The 16,672-nt window shown below is 45.4% G+C and carries 17 protein-coding genes; 3 read left to right on the plus strand and 14 right to left on the minus strand.

Going from position 1 to position 16,672, the window contains the following annotated elements; translation table 11 throughout:
* Positions 1-86 precede the first annotated feature (86 nt).
* The 6 genes from QUB35_RS23945 to QUB35_RS23970 form a co-directional block, all read right to left on the minus strand.
* Complete coding sequence (locus tag QUB35_RS23945; protein WP_333144185.1) at positions 87-3,128, minus strand: SMC family ATPase; 3,042 nt, start codon at positions 3,126-3,128, stop codon at positions 87-89.
* 247 nt (positions 3,129-3,375) lie between these two features.
* A complete protein-coding gene (locus QUB35_RS23950; protein WP_333144186.1) occupies positions 3,376-4,551 on the minus strand; it encodes an exonuclease SbcCD subunit D in 1,176 nt (391 codons plus the stop codon).
* 45 nt (positions 4,552-4,596) lie between these two features.
* Positions 4,597-4,842, minus strand: a complete 246-nt coding sequence (locus tag QUB35_RS23955) for a DUF433 domain-containing protein (protein WP_445252013.1) — start codon at positions 4,840-4,842, stop codon at positions 4,597-4,599.
* A 6-nt stretch (positions 4,843-4,848) separates the two neighbouring features.
* Positions 4,849-5,190 (minus strand): DUF5615 family PIN-like protein, encoded by a 342-nt coding sequence (locus QUB35_RS23960; RefSeq protein ID WP_333144187.1) that lies wholly within the window; start codon positions 5,188-5,190, stop codon positions 4,849-4,851.
* A gap of 3 nt (positions 5,191-5,193) precedes the next feature.
* Positions 5,194-5,541 carry a DUF433 domain-containing protein gene (locus tag QUB35_RS23965; RefSeq protein ID WP_333144188.1) on the minus strand — a complete coding sequence of 116 codons (348 nt, stop codon included), beginning with the start codon at positions 5,539-5,541 and terminating at the stop codon, positions 5,194-5,196.
* A gap of 58 nt (positions 5,542-5,599) precedes the next feature.
* The gene (locus QUB35_RS23970; RefSeq protein WP_333144189.1) at positions 5,600-6,493 is read right to left on the minus strand and encodes an ion channel; all 894 of its coding nucleotides are present in this window, start codon (positions 6,491-6,493) and stop codon (positions 5,600-5,602) included.
* 112 nt (positions 6,494-6,605) lie between these two features.
* On the opposite strand from QUB35_RS23970, the gene QUB35_RS23975 reads away from it, so the two are divergent.
* The gene (locus tag QUB35_RS23975) at positions 6,606-6,926 is read left to right on the plus strand and encodes a hypothetical protein (RefSeq protein ID WP_333144190.1); all 321 of its coding nucleotides are present in this window, start codon (positions 6,606-6,608) and stop codon (positions 6,924-6,926) included.
* Positions 6,927-7,233: 307 nt separating this feature from the next.
* On the opposite strand, the gene QUB35_RS23980 is transcribed toward QUB35_RS23975, so the two are convergent.
* From QUB35_RS23980 to QUB35_RS23995, 4 genes are all read right to left on the minus strand, one after another.
* A complete protein-coding gene (locus QUB35_RS23980; protein WP_333144191.1) occupies positions 7,234-8,568 on the minus strand; it encodes a hypothetical protein in 1,335 nt (444 codons plus the stop codon).
* A gap of 690 nt (positions 8,569-9,258) precedes the next feature.
* Positions 9,259-9,780, minus strand: a complete 522-nt coding sequence (locus tag QUB35_RS23985) for a hypothetical protein (protein ID WP_333144192.1) — start codon at positions 9,778-9,780, stop codon at positions 9,259-9,261.
* 287 nt (positions 9,781-10,067) lie between these two features.
* Positions 10,068-10,421: a hypothetical protein gene (locus QUB35_RS23990; protein WP_333144193.1), complete on the minus strand. Its 354-nt coding sequence runs from the start codon at positions 10,419-10,421 to the stop codon at positions 10,068-10,070.
* 387 nt (positions 10,422-10,808) lie between these two features.
* A complete protein-coding gene (locus QUB35_RS23995) occupies positions 10,809-11,909 on the minus strand; it encodes a saccharopine dehydrogenase NADP-binding domain-containing protein (RefSeq protein ID WP_333144194.1) in 1,101 nt (366 codons plus the stop codon).
* Between the two features lie 215 nt (positions 11,910-12,124).
* On the opposite strand from QUB35_RS23995, the gene QUB35_RS24000 reads away from it, so the two are divergent.
* Together QUB35_RS24000 and QUB35_RS24005 are read left to right on the plus strand one after the other, a co-directional pair.
* Positions 12,125-12,454 carry a polymorphic toxin type 34 domain-containing protein gene (locus QUB35_RS24000; protein ID WP_333103129.1) on the plus strand — a complete coding sequence of 110 codons (330 nt, stop codon included), beginning with the start codon at positions 12,125-12,127 and terminating at the stop codon, positions 12,452-12,454.
* A 27-nt stretch (positions 12,455-12,481) separates the two neighbouring features.
* The gene (locus QUB35_RS24005) at positions 12,482-13,276 is read left to right on the plus strand and encodes a HEAT repeat domain-containing protein (protein WP_333103105.1); all 795 of its coding nucleotides are present in this window, start codon (positions 12,482-12,484) and stop codon (positions 13,274-13,276) included.
* Positions 13,277-13,316: 40 nt separating this feature from the next.
* On the opposite strand, the gene QUB35_RS24010 is transcribed toward QUB35_RS24005, so the two are convergent.
* From QUB35_RS24010 to crtO, 4 genes are all read right to left on the minus strand, one after another.
* Positions 13,317-14,162 carry a hypothetical protein gene (locus QUB35_RS24010; RefSeq protein WP_333103104.1) on the minus strand — a complete coding sequence of 282 codons (846 nt, stop codon included), beginning with the start codon at positions 14,160-14,162 and terminating at the stop codon, positions 13,317-13,319.
* Positions 14,163-14,235: 73 nt separating this feature from the next.
* Positions 14,236-14,544 carry a type II toxin-antitoxin system RelE/ParE family toxin gene (locus QUB35_RS24015; RefSeq protein ID WP_333103102.1) on the minus strand — a complete coding sequence of 103 codons (309 nt, stop codon included), beginning with the start codon at positions 14,542-14,544 and terminating at the stop codon, positions 14,236-14,238.
* Positions 14,532-14,723 carry a hypothetical protein gene (locus QUB35_RS24020; protein WP_333103100.1) on the minus strand — a complete coding sequence of 64 codons (192 nt, stop codon included), beginning with the start codon at positions 14,721-14,723 and terminating at the stop codon, positions 14,532-14,534. Before QUB35_RS24020 ends, QUB35_RS24015 begins: the two co-directional genes overlap by 13 nt.
* A gap of 165 nt (positions 14,724-14,888) precedes the next feature.
* Entirely contained in the window at positions 14,889-16,586 is a 1,698-nt protein-coding gene (gene crtO / locus QUB35_RS24025) for a beta-carotene ketolase CrtO (RefSeq protein ID WP_333103099.1), read from the minus strand.
* Positions 16,587-16,672: the final 86 nt, after the last annotated feature.

The following is a 16,672-nucleotide window of genomic DNA, read 5'->3' on the forward strand; positions in this document are numbered from 1 at the left end:
TATATTATAGGGAATTCTAGGGGCAGGTTTACTTATAATGTACGTCCTTAAGCAAGTTTACTATTTCATGCACGCGCCTCTCCACTTCAGGATCTATGTACTTCTATTTTAGAACCTTGGGGGGATTTGGAAACTTTAACTTGTGCGGGCAATCTTTCGCCCAATTCTCGAACGTGGGTAATCACTCCAATCAGCCTGTCTCGCTGGCGCAAAGATTCTAAAATTTGAGTAACGCTTTCGAGAGTTTCGGTATCTAAAGTGCCAAATCCTTCATCGAGAAACAAGCTGCCCAAGTGAGCCCCTTGAGACAGTTTCTCTGACAAAGCTAAAGCCATTGATAAGGAAGTTGCAAAGGTTTCGCCGCCGGAAAGGGTTCGCACTCGTCTAGCTTCCCCGCCGTTCCAATTATCTGCTACCCAGTATTCGCCGTCTTGGTTTTTTAGTTTGTAGCGATTTTCGGTTAATTCTTGCAAAATCAATGTGGCGCTGCCGACTAATTCTGCTTCTAAATGTTCTAAAATGTAGGATTGAAATTCGTTGGATTTGAGATTCTGCGCTAAGGTGTGATAAGTTTGCTCTTGTTCTGTGAAATTTGTGATTTGCTGTGACAGTCTTTCGGCTTGTTCGAGATTTTGCGCTGCTACTTGAATCCAAGCTAAAAGTTCGGCGCGGTTGTTGTTGGCTTGTTTGAGGTTTTCTTGGGCGGTATGTTTTGCCGATCGCACTTGTGCTAAAGTATTTTCATCGGTAGTTCTGCCTGCGATCGCCTCGCTCAAATCTTTCGCCCGCGTCTCTAACTGAATTTTTGATTCGCGGTGAGAGCGAATAGCATTTTCCCATTCTGATTGTTCCTTAACTGTCGCAACCGCTGCTAAAAATGTCTCTTCTGTGAAATCAGCCGCCGTTAATTTTGCTGACCAATCCAGGTTTAGCTGCTGTTTCTGGGCTTGGGCTTGCCCAAAAGCCTCTCCAGCTTGTTGCTCTCTCTCTGCGGCTTGAATAACCTTATTTTGAGCAGTTTGATAGGATTTTTCGGCAACTTTTAGCAGATTTGCCAAGTCTTGCTTGTCTTGTTCTAAGACTTTTGCTAAATTAGCATAAGGTTGATATTCGGTAATTTGATAAAGCGCATTTACACAACTTTGGAACTGCTGCTGGCGGCGGTCTGATTCGGCGATCGCATCTTGATATTCCTGCTGTTTAGCTGCTTGAGTCGCCACCGCCAAATTAAATCTTTCCTGAAAATTATCATATTCCAATGATGCCAGTTGGAACTGCTGTTCGGTTTCGCGGTATTGGCGATCGCTCTCTTTAAGGATTGCCAACTCCTGCTGCAACCCCAAGCTTTCCCACTGAGGATTTTCCAGAACTTGAGTGATTTGCTGCTGCAATTCGGCAACTCTATTCGCAGTTAATTCGAGCATTTGAGCAATTTCCGACTCTTTTTGCTGGCAAGCTGAAGCTGTACTTTTCGCCTCAGCCGCCAACCTTTGAGCATCTTGAAAAAGCTGATTTGCCGCCGCCAATTTACGCCGCAAATCAGCGACATCGACAATATTAGAATCTGGCAAAGGAGGCAGGCTCTCGCTCTCAGGATGCACCCCCCCGCACACCGGGCAAGTATCGCCAGAATTCAGTGACATTCTGATAGCAGCAACACTCTCTAAACGTGCCGCTTCCGCATTAGCGGTTTCCGCCACTTCTAACTCGCGGGCGCACTCTTTTAGCCTGAGTTCAACGGCTTCTAAATTAGTGGTAGCCTTCACATAATTTTGTTGAGCTTTTTCCTTATCTGCCAGAGATTTATCCAACTGTTCTTGCTGAGTCTTTTGCTGCTTGGTAATTAGCTGAAGTTCCATCAATAAGGGTGAAATTTGCTGCAATTGCTCTAAACGCTTTCCTCCCCGCGCATACTGTTCGAGCTGTGCCGCTGCTTGAGTAACTCGAAAACCCGCACCTTGAATTTTAGTGTTAGCAGCTTGCAGGTCTTTATCTGCTGCCATAAAAAAGCGGAGTTTTTCCTGTTGAATTTTTTGGGCAAGCGCCACTTCTTTTTCTAATTGAGCGCGCTGTTCTTCATATACTTTAGCAGCCGCCAGAGCATCTTCGCGAGCCTTAATTTGTGGCGCTAGCACCTCTTCTTTCGCTTTTGCCGCGTCAAGTTGCTGCTGCTCTACTGCCAGCTCAGAGCGAGCTTTAATTAACTGCTTTCTCGCTGCCACCGAGGCACTTTCGGCAGTTTCATACTGACTGCGAGCCGATCGCACTAAAGCCCAATCTCCCTGTAAATGATTGGCAGCTTGCGCTCTTTCTAAACGCTGTGCTAAAATTTCCATTTCAGCGGAATTAGCATTTAATTGGGCCAATTGTTGTTGTAACTCTTGCCAGCGAGCGATTTGCGAAAATAGCTGTTCCTCTTCATCTAGAGCCTTCTGAGCTTTCATCACAGCGCGATCGAACTGGGGCAACTGCTGCTCTAAAATCAAAAGTTGCGATCGTCTTTGATCCACCTCATCCGCCGTCGGCGCACTCAAATCCCCTAGCTGCCTTTCCACCATTTCCCGTTCCTGTTTCAGCAACTTTGCCAGCTCATTTGTTTCCTTCCGCATCTGCTCAAAAATCTCAAATCCTGCTAGCTGTCGCAAAATTTCCCGGCGTTTTGAAGTATCCCCTTTAATAAACTCATCAAACTTGCCTTGAGGCAGAACAATTGCTCGCGTAAAAGTATCAAAATCCATTCCTAAAATCTGTTCAATGGTATTTTGAACAGCAACAATACTCGTTCCCAAAGTTTCCCATTGGCCATTTTGCCAGTTGTCCAAAATCACCTTATTTTCAGGAGATTTCGGACGGAAACGCCACCTTCGCGTCACCCGGTACTGTGCCGAACCCACAGCAAAACGCAACTGCACTTTTAAATTTTCGCTGCCTTGGCTCGCCAAATCACTTACTTGTTTGCCACTGCGAGTAGTAGTGCCAAAAAGAGCGTAAGTCATGGCATCTAGCAGTGAAGATTTGCCCGCACCTGTAGCACCAGTAATGGCAAACAAATCGAGTTGAGAAAAATCTAAACGCTGTTCGCGGTGGAAGCTGGTAAATCCTTCGAGAATAAGTTCGAGTGGACGCATACTGATTTTAGATTTTAGATGGTGGATTTCTATTACTCTTTACCAGGCTCTGCCTGGTAAAGCAGATCCGGAGGCTCTGCCTCGAATTTTCCTATTTAAGCGCGAGGCAGGGCCTCTGGATATTGGTTCCCAGACGGAGCCTGGGAACCAGTTATTGTATCTTTTCCTATTTAAGCGCGAGGCAGAGCCTCTGGATATTGGTTCCCAGACGGAGCCTGGGAACCAGTTATTGTATCTTTTTACGCATTTAATTATTAACTGTTTCCTTAAACTTCTTGTACAAGTTTTGAAATTCCTCCAATACTGCCGGTTTCGGTGTCGTTCCCAAGCGGTTTTGATAATAGTTACAAAACTCTGCTGCCGGATCGAAATTATTGGGATCGATATTAGTTATTTCTGTTGCTTCTAGCGCTGCATCTGGATAGCGCGGTTCAATTAACAGCGCTTGGGAACAGATTTGGCGCACTCGATCGGCAAGTCCGATTTGCGGACTGTCCAGTTCGACAATTACTTTCAAGAAACCAGGATGATACTGATGAGCTTCTAAAGTTTCATCAAGATTGTCGTTATGACATTTAAGCACTTTTAACGGCTTGTGGCAAGCCACAGGCTTAAATTCCACCTTTGCCTGACTTCCCGGCTCAACTTCTATCAAGCAAAATCCTTTTTCCTGTTCCGCTTCTCCAAAATCTAACTGAATCAAAGAACCGGAATAATAAGCGGGAGAAGTCTCAGAAATTCGCTGGTGAATGTGGATGTGTCCGAGGGCAACATACTGAGCTTCCGGCGGCAGAGTTTCCGATGAGAGCAGGTATTTTTCTCGCGTGTAATAAGCGACTTCGGATTTTGCCAATCGAGCGCCGTCAATGCTCATGTGTCCCATGAGAAAATTGACAGTATTGTCTCTAAACTCCCTGGTTAAATCTTCTAGTAAATATGCTACGATTTCGCGGTAATCTTTTCGGCGATCGGCATCGCCAGACTGCCAGAGAGAATTAGCATCTAACAGTCTTTGTTCGGAAGCAAAAGGCATCGCTCCCACACAAAGTTTACCGCTTTTTGTATTAAGAGTAATTGTGCCACCGTCGGCGGAAAGCCTGGGTTTGCCTAAAGCGCGAACACCGGCGAGGGAAAGCAATTGCGCGATGCTGTCGATGCGGGAGGCCGAATCGTGATTACCGGCGATCGCAATTGCGGGAATTCCTGCCGCTTGGAGTTCGCAGAAAAAGTTATAAGCAATGCGTTCGGCGTAAGCGGGAGGGTTGGGCACGTCGAAAATGTCGCCGGCAACGAGTACAGCATCGACATCCAAGGCTTTTGCTTGCTTCAAAATCTGTTCGAGGGCGATCGCAATTTCAAAAGTGCGATCGATCCCTCGGAAACGCCGCCCTAAATGCCAGTCAGCAGTATGAATTATTCGCATAGTACGAGGAGTATTTTGTTTATTTTAATAGAAACGCGCCACTTTTCAATCTTCCTCATTTTCTTTAATTGCTGTTTCAATCTCATCAGGATATGCCTCAGCATAACTAAAAGCATTCACCAAATCTGCTGCACAGAGATAGGGATGACCTTCTAAAATATGAGCATCGGTGGCATCTTGACGGCGATAACTTATTAACAGCCAAACAGGAATCCGCGTTTTTCGGATACAGGCTTCACCGCCCATGACACCGGGAGTCTTTTGAATTCCATACCAGAGGGATTTTATCACTTCTACTCACTCCGAAGGACGGTTAACTCGAATCAGTAAACTTCTCACTGTTTCTTGATTAGCAATAGCTTCATTAATCCGTAAAGCCAGCCTATCCCTATTTGAATCATCTTTACAAACAATGATACCAGCATGGTCTGGTTGTAATGTATGCAGCCTGATAAAATGACGGCGATTGAGCGTTAAAATAGCGCGGTCAATACTCACTGCAAAAGCTAACACTTCTTCATCAGGAATTTTTTGATTAGCATTTCCTGCTTCCTGTACGGTAAGGACATCGTGACCTAAAGTCCTCAATAATTCCACAACCCGCTTCGGAAATTGTTCATCTGCATAGAAACGCGCCACTTTTTAATCTTCCTCATTGTCTTGAATTGCTATTTCAATCTCATCAGAATATGCCTCAGCATAAGCCCAAGCATTCGCCAAGTCAGCGGCACGCAGAGTCGGATAGTCTTCTAGGAGTTCAGCCTCAGAAATACCTAAACGGCGAGCATTCACAAGTACCCAAACAGGAATTCGCGTTTGTCTGATGCAAGCATCGCCGCCGCACACGCCGGGAGTCTTTTGAATTCCAGACCAAAATTTTCTTAAACTTTGGGCTAGTAATTCTATAGCTTGAGCCTTCTCTTCGGGAGTTAAAGCCAAGAGTTGCGGTTGCAATTCTTTCAGTGTCGTATTTGTAGTTATTGAGTTCATAAATATTAACTTTTTTTCCCATACAGGTATTCTAGCACTGGTGGCTAAATCCAAACTTTCATTCAACAGGCTTCACCTCGTGAAACCGAGTATAATCAACCACCCGCCCTCCCGTCGCCGATTTCAAAAGAATATCTACAAACCGCATATCCCACATAATTTCAGAGGCCACAAAAGAATGTCGCGCATGAATAGTTTGCGAAACAGTTTCGTCAATTCCTGTTAACGTAATTACAATTTCCGCTTGCTGTTCCATCAAGTCTTGGGCAGTAAGTTGGTACAAAGGACTGCTCTCCTCAATTGCGTGCATAACCGTCCAAGTTAATGCAAAAACTGGAGAGTGACTTCGCACCAATTGCAAATCGTAAAAACGCCGCATAAATTCTCCTTCCGGTGTTACCTCGTCACGGATCAAAGTAGCTCGCTGCTGCGCTTCTAAAATTTGGTTAAAACGCTGATTTGCCGTGCGGTACATCAGAGTCGGAACGCCGTTGAAAGGAGCGATCACAGCTACGCGGCTGAAGATAACTCTAGCTGTTGGTCGAGAAAATCTAGCAAAAGCCAGTCCCGTAATCATCGCGACTCCCCACAAACCAAAAAGCGCTTGGATCGCGACTATAGTATTAGCGTAATCCGTGCGCGGATACATAGAGCCGTAGCCGATCGTCGCCATTGTTTGCACGCTGAAATAAAAGGCATCTGGGAAAGAACCCGGCCGCGCGTTAGCAATGCAATCTCCTCCCGCCAAGTAAGCTAAGGCAAATAAAGAATTTGTGACTATATAGGAGAGACAAATGAGGATGAAAAATCGCGGCCAAGAAAGAGTTAGCAGCCTGTGGTAGAGGTCGGCAAAATGCAGGCGAGGTACTCCCAACTTGACAATATTTAAGGGCAATTGTCCTTTGCGACTGACTAAACGAGCCTGTGGCTGGTGGTTGCGGTTGATTTTCATTGCGATTTGTAACTGCGGCTGTTTCAATTTGTAACTATTGCTTTGACCGGGAAAACTTATCCTTTAGACTGATGTCTGATTCCAAAAATTCGGATAAAAGCGGAGTTTAGAAATGGTTGAGCTTAACTGGCATGACTATCTCGTTATGGTTTCTTTGGTGGCTTCTATAGCGGGTCTAGTCCTGCTGAGTGATAATCGCAACTCGCAGCCAACGGACGATCGCACTTTGAGCGAAGAAATCCTAATCAAGATGAGCTTTACTTACTGGATAGTGTACTGCATCTCTGTTTTCGGGTTGAAACTTCACCTACCAGAGGATAGCTGGTTATTGCTCAGTTTGAAGCTGACTACGGTTCTTTCTTACTTGTTGACTGCTTCTAGCATACTCAGCCTGCCGCTGCAACGCATGGCTGTCCGACGAGTTGAAGATTAACAAAAGGTGTTTGTAGTGAGGACTTCAGTTCTTTCGATCGCGGTGAAGAAAAACTAAAGTCCTGACTGCAAAGCTATTTGAGTTATATTACCGGGCAATAAGCTCACAGCTAGCTGTGAGCTTGTTTAATGGTTTATTATCCGAGGGATGCAGACTAACGCGCCCAAAATGGCGAGGGTCGATCGCACTCATACTTGAAATTGCCACTCTGTTTCTGCTGTCCGTGGGCTGTGGCCATCTCAACGAGTATCCGTTGGCGAAGAAGCCGGCGCATTAGGGCATAGCAGTATGCCACGAACTTAGCTGGTTAGGATTTAAAGCCTTTAGAGCTTTTCTTTTTCTCCTGCGGCTTGGACTTTGACTTATTAACTTCGCCTAAAGCTTCCTGAAATAAGTTGTGCAGATGCACGGGAACGCTGGCAATTTCCGGGAGTTCGGGTTCTAAGGGTTTTTTAAACTCTTGCAGCAAGGCATCTAAATCGCGATCGAGCTGAAAGTCTTTACGTTGCAATACAGTTTGCAAAATTTGTTCTAATTTCGCTGGATTAACTTTAGCTAACCGTTGCCAAATCCAGACATTAATTGCAGTATCTTCGAGATAGTTACGCACTAGCTTTTCGTAACCGGGAACGGTTGAAAAATCTTCGGCTGCTAGCAGTGCAGTAAATTGAGCGTAAGTAGACAAAAAGGTTTGTCCCCAGCGAGGATGAGAAAGTGCTGTCACCTGTTCGGCTTTCTTGAAGCGATCGGGCAATTCGACTTTCGGCATTACCATTTTTGAACTAGCATTGCTGTCGAGCATTACCTCAACTGCTTTAGCATCAGCACCTGCAGCCGCGATTGCTGCTGCTTTGACTTCTTCTCGATCGACTCCGGCATCTTCCACGATATCCGCCAGAGATTTACTTCCATCAACGCCCATATCAGCTAGGCGTTTTTTAGTGATAAATTCCTGAAATTGGGCCAACTGTTTATTCAGGTGATATCCCGATAGCGTCAATTCCTCACTGCCAAAAAATTCGGTAAAATCTTCGTGGTAGTGTTCTACCGACTGCCAAGCTTGCTCTAACAATTCCGGCGCATCGCTGTACAGGTTATTTTTCTGATTTTGCTTGAAATTGCCGATCGCCACCGCCAACTTCGGCTTACCCAATTTCCCCATGAGGATGGGAGAGCTCGAAAGTATCCACCAGTCATCGGTGAGGGGAGAAATCCGAGCTCGCAAGATTTCTCCTAACTTAAAGCGAGACATTTCTGCAAGAAAATTAGGACTGTTGGGCTTGACAACGTAGTGCTTTGCCGTCAGCCAGTTCATCAGTTCAAACCTGTCGGGGAAAAGTTGAGTGATTTCAAATAAGCCAGCGAAGCTTCTGTGCTCCCAACTTTCCAGCAAGCTACGATCGCTCTCGGTTAAATCCGGCTGACTTTCGACAAATAGGTCGATCGGCGTTTTGTCTCCGACTTTACCTTCGACTGTAAAACTGTCAATCACTTGATTTTGCTGAGCAATATCGTAGCGCTCGCCGGTCGATCGAGCTGCAGCATAAGCTTCCAAAGCTACCGCCAACTCTCCCTCAGCATCTAGAACAAAGTCAATTAAATTTTGCTTGAGTGTCCAAGCTCTTTCCAACATTTCATCCACAAGTAATACCGATTTTGAATGAGAGGATTTAGATTTTTAACAATTATCGGACTTGAAGCCACCGACGCTTTACGATCCGGCTGCGATTGAAGAAAGCGCATCGCGAACAATGACAAAAATATGCGATGATGCCTCAGTCCTGAATTAGTTTAATTTTAAGGCTAATAGTCAAAAAAAAATGTTAATCTCAAACGGAAGCATCCCAATTTGGTAAAAAGCGTTTATTACGAGTGCGATCGTCCCGCACAGCAAAGCCTATACGTCTGGCTTAGGATCCCGAATTAAATAACTTACAATTTTAATTGTTATGGTGGGATGGGCGTCCCGCCCGTCCAAAAATGGCGGGCGGGACGCCCAACCCCTACTCCCCACTTTCAAGAGTGTAAGTTATTTAATTCTCATTCCTTCGTGATCTCACAGCCAACACTCCTGTGAAATAAAAATCTTGCTGAAAAAGGCGATTTCAACTTAACCTAAAAATACCCCTCTCCGATGTAGAGAGAGGCTCAAAATCCCCAAAAACTTCGCTAATCTCGCGTTGAAAACTGTGCAACTTATCAACAACAGTCCAAGACGCAGCAACCGGGTTTTTTTATCAAAACACTTCCCTGCATTCCGGTACCCGGCTAAAAATAACCGCAACGCTTTAGTTTGTGTGCGTCCAAGACTGAAAAATACTTGCGATCGCTCTTAGCGGCCGTCTTTGTCAATGTCACCAGGAACAGCCCGTTCCACCCGATCCCAAGCGTCGCGCGTGGCGTGCTTAGCTTTTTCCCAACTCACTTTAGACTTACCGCGATTTGTTTCGTAGTCGCGCTGCAAATCCGGTTCGATCTCGTGGTATTTCTTACCAGTAGCGCCATAGCGGCTGTATCCCTCATAACCAGTGCGGTATGCAGGCTGATAGTCTTCGTAAGTTGTACTCGTGTCGGCGTAAGGACGGGAACTGTAGTTGCTTTGCCAGTAAGCATCTTCTACCGTCGGGTCGATCGCCTCGCCCACACCTTTGCCCACCAAACCGCCGCTAAACGAACCCACAACAGCGCCCACAACAGCTCCTACAGGCCCGCCGATGGCACCGCCGATCGCAGCACCCGCAGCACCCGCACCCGCCGCACCAATACCCGTTGCGACTGGATGAGCTCCCTTTTCCCCGGAAATCGGGTCTAGGTTAGCATCAGGTTCATGTACCGTTTTTTTGTCATCGCTCATGATATTTTTTTCCTTTTATCTAAATGTAACTATTATTAAATTTACCTTTTAAATTCATATCTATTCATCTGCCTTAAGGATGAACCTGCTAGCTGAAAAACGAGGGAAATGAGAAAATACTTCTCGACTCAAAAACGATTTTTACACGCTACTCTCAAGCAATAAGGTGCGCCGAGGCGCACCCTAGATAATTATGTTCAACTGAGTTCTGAGATCGGCTCAATTGTGTACTCAGTGAAGCTGTGTATTTACCAGCAACTTGAGTTATATCTAAATCTCTTGATTTATTAGTTGCCCGTGACCTTTTCGATCAACTCTTCAGCTTTTTGAACTATGCCTTCTTGCGGGTGTTCTCCCTTGTACTCTTTTAAGCTTTCGTCGTAAGCTTTCTCTGCATTTGCAGGATTTTGAGAGGTTTTGACTATTTCATCGTAATCTGCTGCTTGGGGATTGAGATCCTCGAAACTTACTGCGGGGTCAGTAATTGTAGCTTCTTGCGGCGCGTGGCTCTTGTCTTGACCTGCGTAAGCAGCCTGACTGGGTACTACCGCTAGACTTAGCAGACCAATGAAAGCCAGCGTACATACCAGCAAAATGCTTTGGCTCAATGTTTGTCCGAGAGCTTTTAAAACCCGCTTCATATCAACTTCTCCTCGTATTTTTCCGCAAAAATTATGGTGTTTGTCGCCCCTTCACTGCGATCGCACATTTACAATTTTGGTTCAAGCGCAATCTTTGTCGCAGCTACCGCATCTAGAGCGAGCCAAAAGGGATGTTTCCCGTGACATCCCATATCTTAAGCGCCTGCTTGTTACTATTCCTTCTACCAAAAGATAGATTAGTTAGACAAGCGGAACTCCTCTCCTATCAGGGGCGATCGCAATTCTTGCGAAGAACCCTATCTAGGGGTTTTCCCATCTATTACGAAGCCCCTGACTCTTCTTTTTTCGCGCGTGTTTCGCGTCTTCGCCGAGCGGGAAAACATCCCATTTTCCAACATTTTAAATTGCTATAAATAACCTAATGAACTACAAAACAACCTGCTCTATGTCTAGGTTTCTGTTCTGCATAGCTCCTTCAAATAGCTTAGTAGAAAGAGCTTGCTCTACCGACCAAACTCCCGGTTTTTCCAGTTTTCCTTCTAACATTAACTGAGCTATGCTGCCAGTACCAAGGCCCGTAGCGACGGCAGCACTGGGGTGTATCGCTGTCGAGCAAACTTTAGCGGGTTGACCGTTTTTGAGACCGGTCACTTGCGATCGCACTGCCACACCAACCCCACTAAAACTATTAGTAACACTGGTCATCCCATAACTGACGTAGGAGAGAAATTCAATCACGGAGTTATTTTTGAGCCAGCTAGCCGGCCAATACTTAGCAACAAACCAGGTAAGGTGATTGTAAAGGTCGGGAGATGTACCGAATTTAGTCACAACTGATTTGACGGGGAAAGTTTCGGGCAAAGTGATTGCTTCCGGCATATCAAACCAGTAAACCCCTGTTTTGCCGTAGGGTGCGGGAAATTCAATTGTTTCGCGATCGCTGTAGGGATTTACTTGCTGCCACTTGCGATCGGCCAAAACCTCAAAAGGCGTTTGCAAGCCTAAAAAAGTAGTTCTCATGACGGTAACGCCAGCACCGCCAGAACCTCCGACAACATAACTCAAATGGATGTGTTCTGCTTCATCTAATTGCTCCACATCTCGGCGCACCATGCTATTAGACACACCGGGGAAAATGCCCGTGTTAATAATAGCAGTAACCCCAGCATTTTTAGCAACTTCGCGCAATTCTAAAGCTCTGCGAGTAAAACTGCGGCTGTCGCTGACATCAGTATAATTAACACCTGCTTCGATGCAAGTTTTCAGCACGCCCGCGTCTCGGTAGTGAAAAGGCCCCGCACAGTGAACAACAAGATTAGACTGTGAAACTGCTTTTTGCAGGGCTGCACTGTCCGCTAAATCAAAAGTTTGGTACTGCACCCGATCGGGCGGCAATCCCGGCCCAATAGAGGCTTCAGAGTTGCGTCCGGTAACAGTAATTTCCGCGTCGGTATGGGTAACAAGGTCTTGGGCAACGCTGCTGCCAATTCGTCCCCGCCCACCGACAATCAAAACTCGGTTTGCCATCGCTAAAAAAAGGGTAACGCCATCTTTCAGTCTCTCAACTTGGGGCCGGTCTTTTCATCCACATAAAGTATGAATTTATTAGAGCTGAGGAGAATGTGGCGATCGACCTCAGCGATTATCCCCTGCCGCCAGCCGAACAAATCCAGGGATTTCTGATGTGGATGGTTCAACAAGGTTAGCGGAGTGAGTTTTCAAAGAGTAGGAACTTGCCTGTTGTGCTACAGTGGAAGTTAGTTGATTGTGTTAAGCTTGAGCAGGTCTATATCACCAATCAGCATTTTTTGGAACCTTCTTTACATAAATTTAACATACATTATGGAAGAACATTATGGAAGAAAAGTAACATGACTTCCGAAGGCAACGTCGCCGACACCGGCATTTTAAAAGAAGCTCAGCAACTTATGCAAGATGGGTCAGCCACCTCAATGGGTGAAGCACTGAAAATACTTATGGAGAATGCTGAGCGCAATAATGACAATGTTAAAATTCAGAAAATAAAAGCTACTCAAAAAGCTAAAAGAAAGCGTCGCAGTCGTCACAGATAAAAAATTAAATAACAGCAGGTAAGAATCATGAACAAGCAAAGTATTCAACTGCTTCTGGATCGTTGCGATTCAGATGAACCGACTAAACAAGCTGGGGCAATTCTCGATTTAGTTGATGCAGAAGTTTATGAGGCTGTACCGAAAATAGTAAGGTTACTGAAATCACCAGATGCAGCTATTCGATTCACCGCCGCAGAAGCATTGGGTTATCTGGGAAGTGAGGAAATAGAGACGGTGGGGCCTGCATTAATGAACTTGCTGGACGATGAAGAAGAACTGGTTAGGTCTGAAGCCGTGGAGGCCCTTGGAGAACTTGATTATACTCCTGCGGTTGTACCTATAGAATATATTCTCAGAAATGACCCTTCAGCACTGGTTCGCGCATCAGCAGCAGAAACTCTTGGATATTTAGAAGAAGCATCAGCTATAGAAACTCTGGAGCTTTCACTGCTCGATCCTAATGAGGATGAAGCTGTGAGATGTTATGCTGCTAACTCGATCGGGCTTTTAGGTACGCCCCAGCTATTGCCAAAACTTGAAAACTATCTAAACTCGGAATTCCCTTTATCAGTAAAAGCTGAGTTAATGGGTGCAAGGTACTGGTTGGGTGCGAAAGAAGATATGGCGAAGCTAGTGGATTTGTTGGATAAGGCTGATGAAGATTTTGCTCAGCACATTTTGACTATTTTAACAGATTTGACGGAACGCGAACCGCAGCCAAATCTTGCAAAAGATGCTCCCGATTTAGAAAGGGTGTTAAGTGCGATCGCCCTTCGTTTTCCTTTGATGCGACATCAAGCAGAAGCAATACTGACGCAATAAGATCGACAAAGAGAATCTGTTTTTAATTTAGTTACCCGTACTAGCTTGACGAATCTGGAGGAATAATCAACCTCCAAGAAGTAACTCTGACTTGCTCTAGCCCTATGCTTTTAGCAATCTGAAGCACTCGCTCGTATTCTTTCGCTTGAATAAAGCTTTTAGCTAAATGCTTCAATGCTGCATATTTGACCGATTCGTCTGTTACCCATCGAGCAAATTTGATAAGTTTGTCCGAATTGTTTTCGGTATTTGCATATTGATAAACAATAGACCTTAACATCGCTTTTTGGTCAGATTCGTTTTCTAAGGTTTTAGTAATTTCTATAATTCGATCGACTTCTAATTCTTGTTTTACCATCAATTCTGCGATCGCCCCTAACGGATCGCCACCTGACTCCATAAAAGGCGGAGCGATTTTAATAATTAACTCAAATTGTCCGATTTCAGCGTAGCAGTAGGCAATTGCCCACAACGCATCTTCTTTGTGATATTCGTTCTCTAAGCTTTCAGCAAATTCAATTGCTTTGTCAAATTGCCCCGCTTTAGCATAACCGTAAGCTATATCCCTCATTGCCTCCAATTTCCAATCATCATCATCCTCATCATCTGGGTCTTTTATCATTCCTGCAATTTGCTTGGCAAGTTCAACTTCCCCGGCTGCCGCATAATTTTTTACAACTTTAATCAACACGCTGTTTTTACGATCGTTATCTATTTTTTCAACTATTTGAAGCGCGCGATCGGATTTTCCTGCTTCAGCATATTTATAAGCGATATCAGCCAAAAGCAAATCTTTGCCTTCTTTCTCGGTTATCATTTCGGCAACCTGCATGGCTGTTTCTAGTTGCCCTGCTTTTAGATATTCTCTAGCCAGAAGGATTGACATGACCGCTTAAATTTTGAGATTTTATAAATTTCCTAAGAAGATATCGAGACGCTAGTTTAGATGCCGATCGCTTCTATTCACCAGAGTCGGTCAAGTCAGAAGGTCTGAGTTGCCTCGCTGAATGGAAAACCGTTAAAATGCTTACCTCATCGCTGTTTAACAAATATACAATGCGGTAACTGCCAAAGATAATCTCCCTAAGATTTTCTTCACCGATCTCGGGCACTGCACGCCCCGATCGCGGAAAAGCTCCTAAACGCTCTACAGCCCCAAATATCCGAGCCACAAATACCTCAGCGAAACTGGGCGCATCTCGCGCAATAAAATCGCCGATCGCTTCAATATCGGCTAGGGCCTGAGAAGTCCACCTTATTTGTGCCACGTTTTGATCTGCTTTTTAGCTTGTTCGTGGGACATAGTATCACCAGCCTCGACTTGCTTCAAGCCTCTGTCAATCTTGTAGAGGAAGTAAAGGCGCTCCATCACGTCTGAAAAAGTAACGTCTTGGGGCATTTCTTCGATCGCCTTTAGGACTTTATGTTTTACTGTGGTATTTGTCATAACAGGCGTTCTCCTATTGAATCATCTACAGAATATAGCACAAGCAGAGATTGGAGTTGGGCGATCGCCAAAGTCAAGCCAAAAGCAAAAACCGCAGACTCCACAAACAAACGCAGATGTAATTCATCTGCGTCGATCTGCCCTCATCTGCGGTTGCTAAAAATCTTACTTCTCATTACTCCGAAATATCGACTTACCCTTCGCTTTCAGAGTATTAGCTGCATCTGCGAAAGTCTGCGCGAAAGGCTGCTGCGAGTGCATGAAAACGCGAGCAGTATTGCGTCCCGGCATCCCCGAAATCGAGCCGCCCGGATGCGTTCCCGCCCCCGTCAGGAACAAACCGTCGATCGGCGTTTTGTAATTCGCCAACTCCGGCAAAGGACGGAAAAATATCATCTGATCCAGCGTCATGTCAACGTGGTAATAATTCCCCTTCAAAGCACCCAAACGCTCTCCCAATTCTGCCGGACTTTCCACCCGGCGGCCGATAATGGAATTCTTGATATTAGGTGCGTATTCTGCTAATTTATCAATGCAGCGATCGGCAACTTTGTTTTTCAGCTCATCCGTCCAACCCGTACCGTGCTGGCCGGTTCCTTCAGCATTTTCGATCATGTAAGGAGCAAAAAATTCAATCCAAGCTGTATGGTGTCCGGGAGGAGCCATTGACGGGTCTCGTACAGTCGGAAACACCACATACATCGACGGATCGGAGTCAGGAATTCTGCCGATTGAAGGCTCGCTGTGAGAAATTTCAACGTGTCTCACGGAGTCGGCAATTAAAACCGACCCCATTAAATACTCGTCTCGATGGTTCCAGCGATCGAACTTGGGCATTTCATTGAGAGCTAAGTCTATTTTGAGAATAGTCTCGTTGTTGTTAACAATTTTGCGCTCCAATCTTTCCCGCAAATCCGGGTCAGCACTGTCAACATCGCTGGAGTCCATTAAGTGCAGAAACAAGCGCTTAGCATCAATATTAGAAATGACACCTTTTGTAGCGCGGTATTCCGTGCCGTTGGCAACTCGAACTCCCACAGCGCGACCGTCATCAACTAATATTTTTTCGACGTGCTGGTCGGTAAGTACCACACCGGAATAGCTTTTCACTAAATTGAGCAGCGCTTGCACTAATGCACCCGTCCCGCCGCGCGGTCTTGCCATGCCGGGATTGTGCCTCATCGCTAGCATAATTGCGCCTACCGCCAGGGTTTTTTGCGAAGGAGGCGCGCCGAGTTCTGCGGCTAATCTTGCTAGGGGTGCTTTGATAAATTCCTCGTCAAACCACTCGTTGAGAAGGTCTTCCGCGCTGGTGAGCATCGTGCGAATAAAGTCCAGCGTTTTGTCGGGGGAACCAATGACTGACAATAAATCTTTTATCTTTGAAATATCGTAGTTGCCCAAAATATCTATGATGGATTTTGGTGGCGCATTAAACATCGGAACCATTGCACCTAAAGCCCGCTGCCAAAAGTCGGTATATTCGGCATATTTTTTAGCATCGCGCTCGTTGTAGCGGGCAATTTCTGCACAAGTTTTTTCTACGGACTTGTGCGCTAAGAAATATTTGCCATCGGGATGCGGACAAAAGGCCACTGGATCGCAGAAAAGATATTCTAAACCGTATTTTTCCAGCTCTAATTCTTCTACAACTGGCCCTAAATGGATAAATTCGTGGTCGATCGCGCACAAATTGAATTTAAAATCCGGCAATTCGGGAATCGCAGCTTCAGTAGTGGCCGCGCCTCCGGGAACCGAACGTTTTTCTAACAACAGGACGGTATATCCAGCTTTCAGCAGATAAGAGGCGCAGACCAGTCCGTTGTGACCTGCTCCTATGATAATCACGTCATACGTTTGCATAGATGAAGCTCTGGGGATAGGATATTTTGCTCATTTTACAAATCTTAACAACTTTGTCGGCTCTACCAATAGAAATAGATTCATCT

The sequence above is a fragment of the Microcoleus sp. B13-B6 genome, assembly GCF_036705405.1.
Classification (GTDB): Bacteria; Cyanobacteriota; Cyanobacteriia; order Cyanobacteriales; family Microcoleaceae; genus Microcoleus.

Bases quoted from the DNA above. Each gene is read 5' to 3' on its own strand.
- QUB35_RS24005 (WP_333103105.1), top strand. From the start codon at position 12,482: ATGAACAAGCAAAGTATTCAACTGCTTCTGGATCGTTGCGATTCAGAT.
- QUB35_RS24020 (WP_333103100.1), bottom strand. From the start codon at position 14,723: ATGACAAATACCACAGTAAAACATAAAGTCCTAAAGGCGATCGAAGAA.
- QUB35_RS23950 (WP_333144186.1), bottom strand. From the start codon at position 4,551: ATGCGAATAATTCATACTGCTGACTGGCATTTAGGGCGGCGTTTCCGA.
- QUB35_RS23975 (WP_333144190.1), top strand. From the start codon at position 6,606: ATGGTTGAGCTTAACTGGCATGACTATCTCGTTATGGTTTCTTTGGTG.
- QUB35_RS23990 (WP_333144193.1), bottom strand. From the start codon at position 10,421: ATGAAGCGGGTTTTAAAAGCTCTCGGACAAACATTGAGCCAAAGCATT.
- QUB35_RS23965 (WP_333144188.1), bottom strand. From the start codon at position 5,541: ATGAACTCAATAACTACAAATACGACACTGAAAGAATTGCAACCGCAA.
- QUB35_RS23945 (WP_333144185.1), bottom strand. From the start codon at position 3,128: ATGCGTCCACTCGAACTTATTCTCGAAGGATTTACCAGCTTCCACCGC.
- QUB35_RS24010 (WP_333103104.1), bottom strand. From the start codon at position 14,162: ATGTCAATCCTTCTGGCTAGAGAATATCTAAAAGCAGGGCAACTAGAA.
- QUB35_RS23970 (WP_333144189.1), bottom strand. From the start codon at position 6,493: ATGAAAATCAACCGCAACCACCAGCCACAGGCTCGTTTAGTCAGTCGC.
- QUB35_RS23995 (WP_333144194.1), bottom strand. From the start codon at position 11,909: ATGGCAAACCGAGTTTTGATTGTCGGTGGGCGGGGACGAATTGGCAGC.
- QUB35_RS23985 (WP_333144192.1), bottom strand. From the start codon at position 9,780: ATGAGCGATGACAAAAAAACGGTACATGAACCTGATGCTAACCTAGAC.
- crtO (WP_333103099.1), bottom strand. From the start codon at position 16,586: ATGCAAACGTATGACGTGATTATCATAGGAGCAGGTCACAACGGACTG.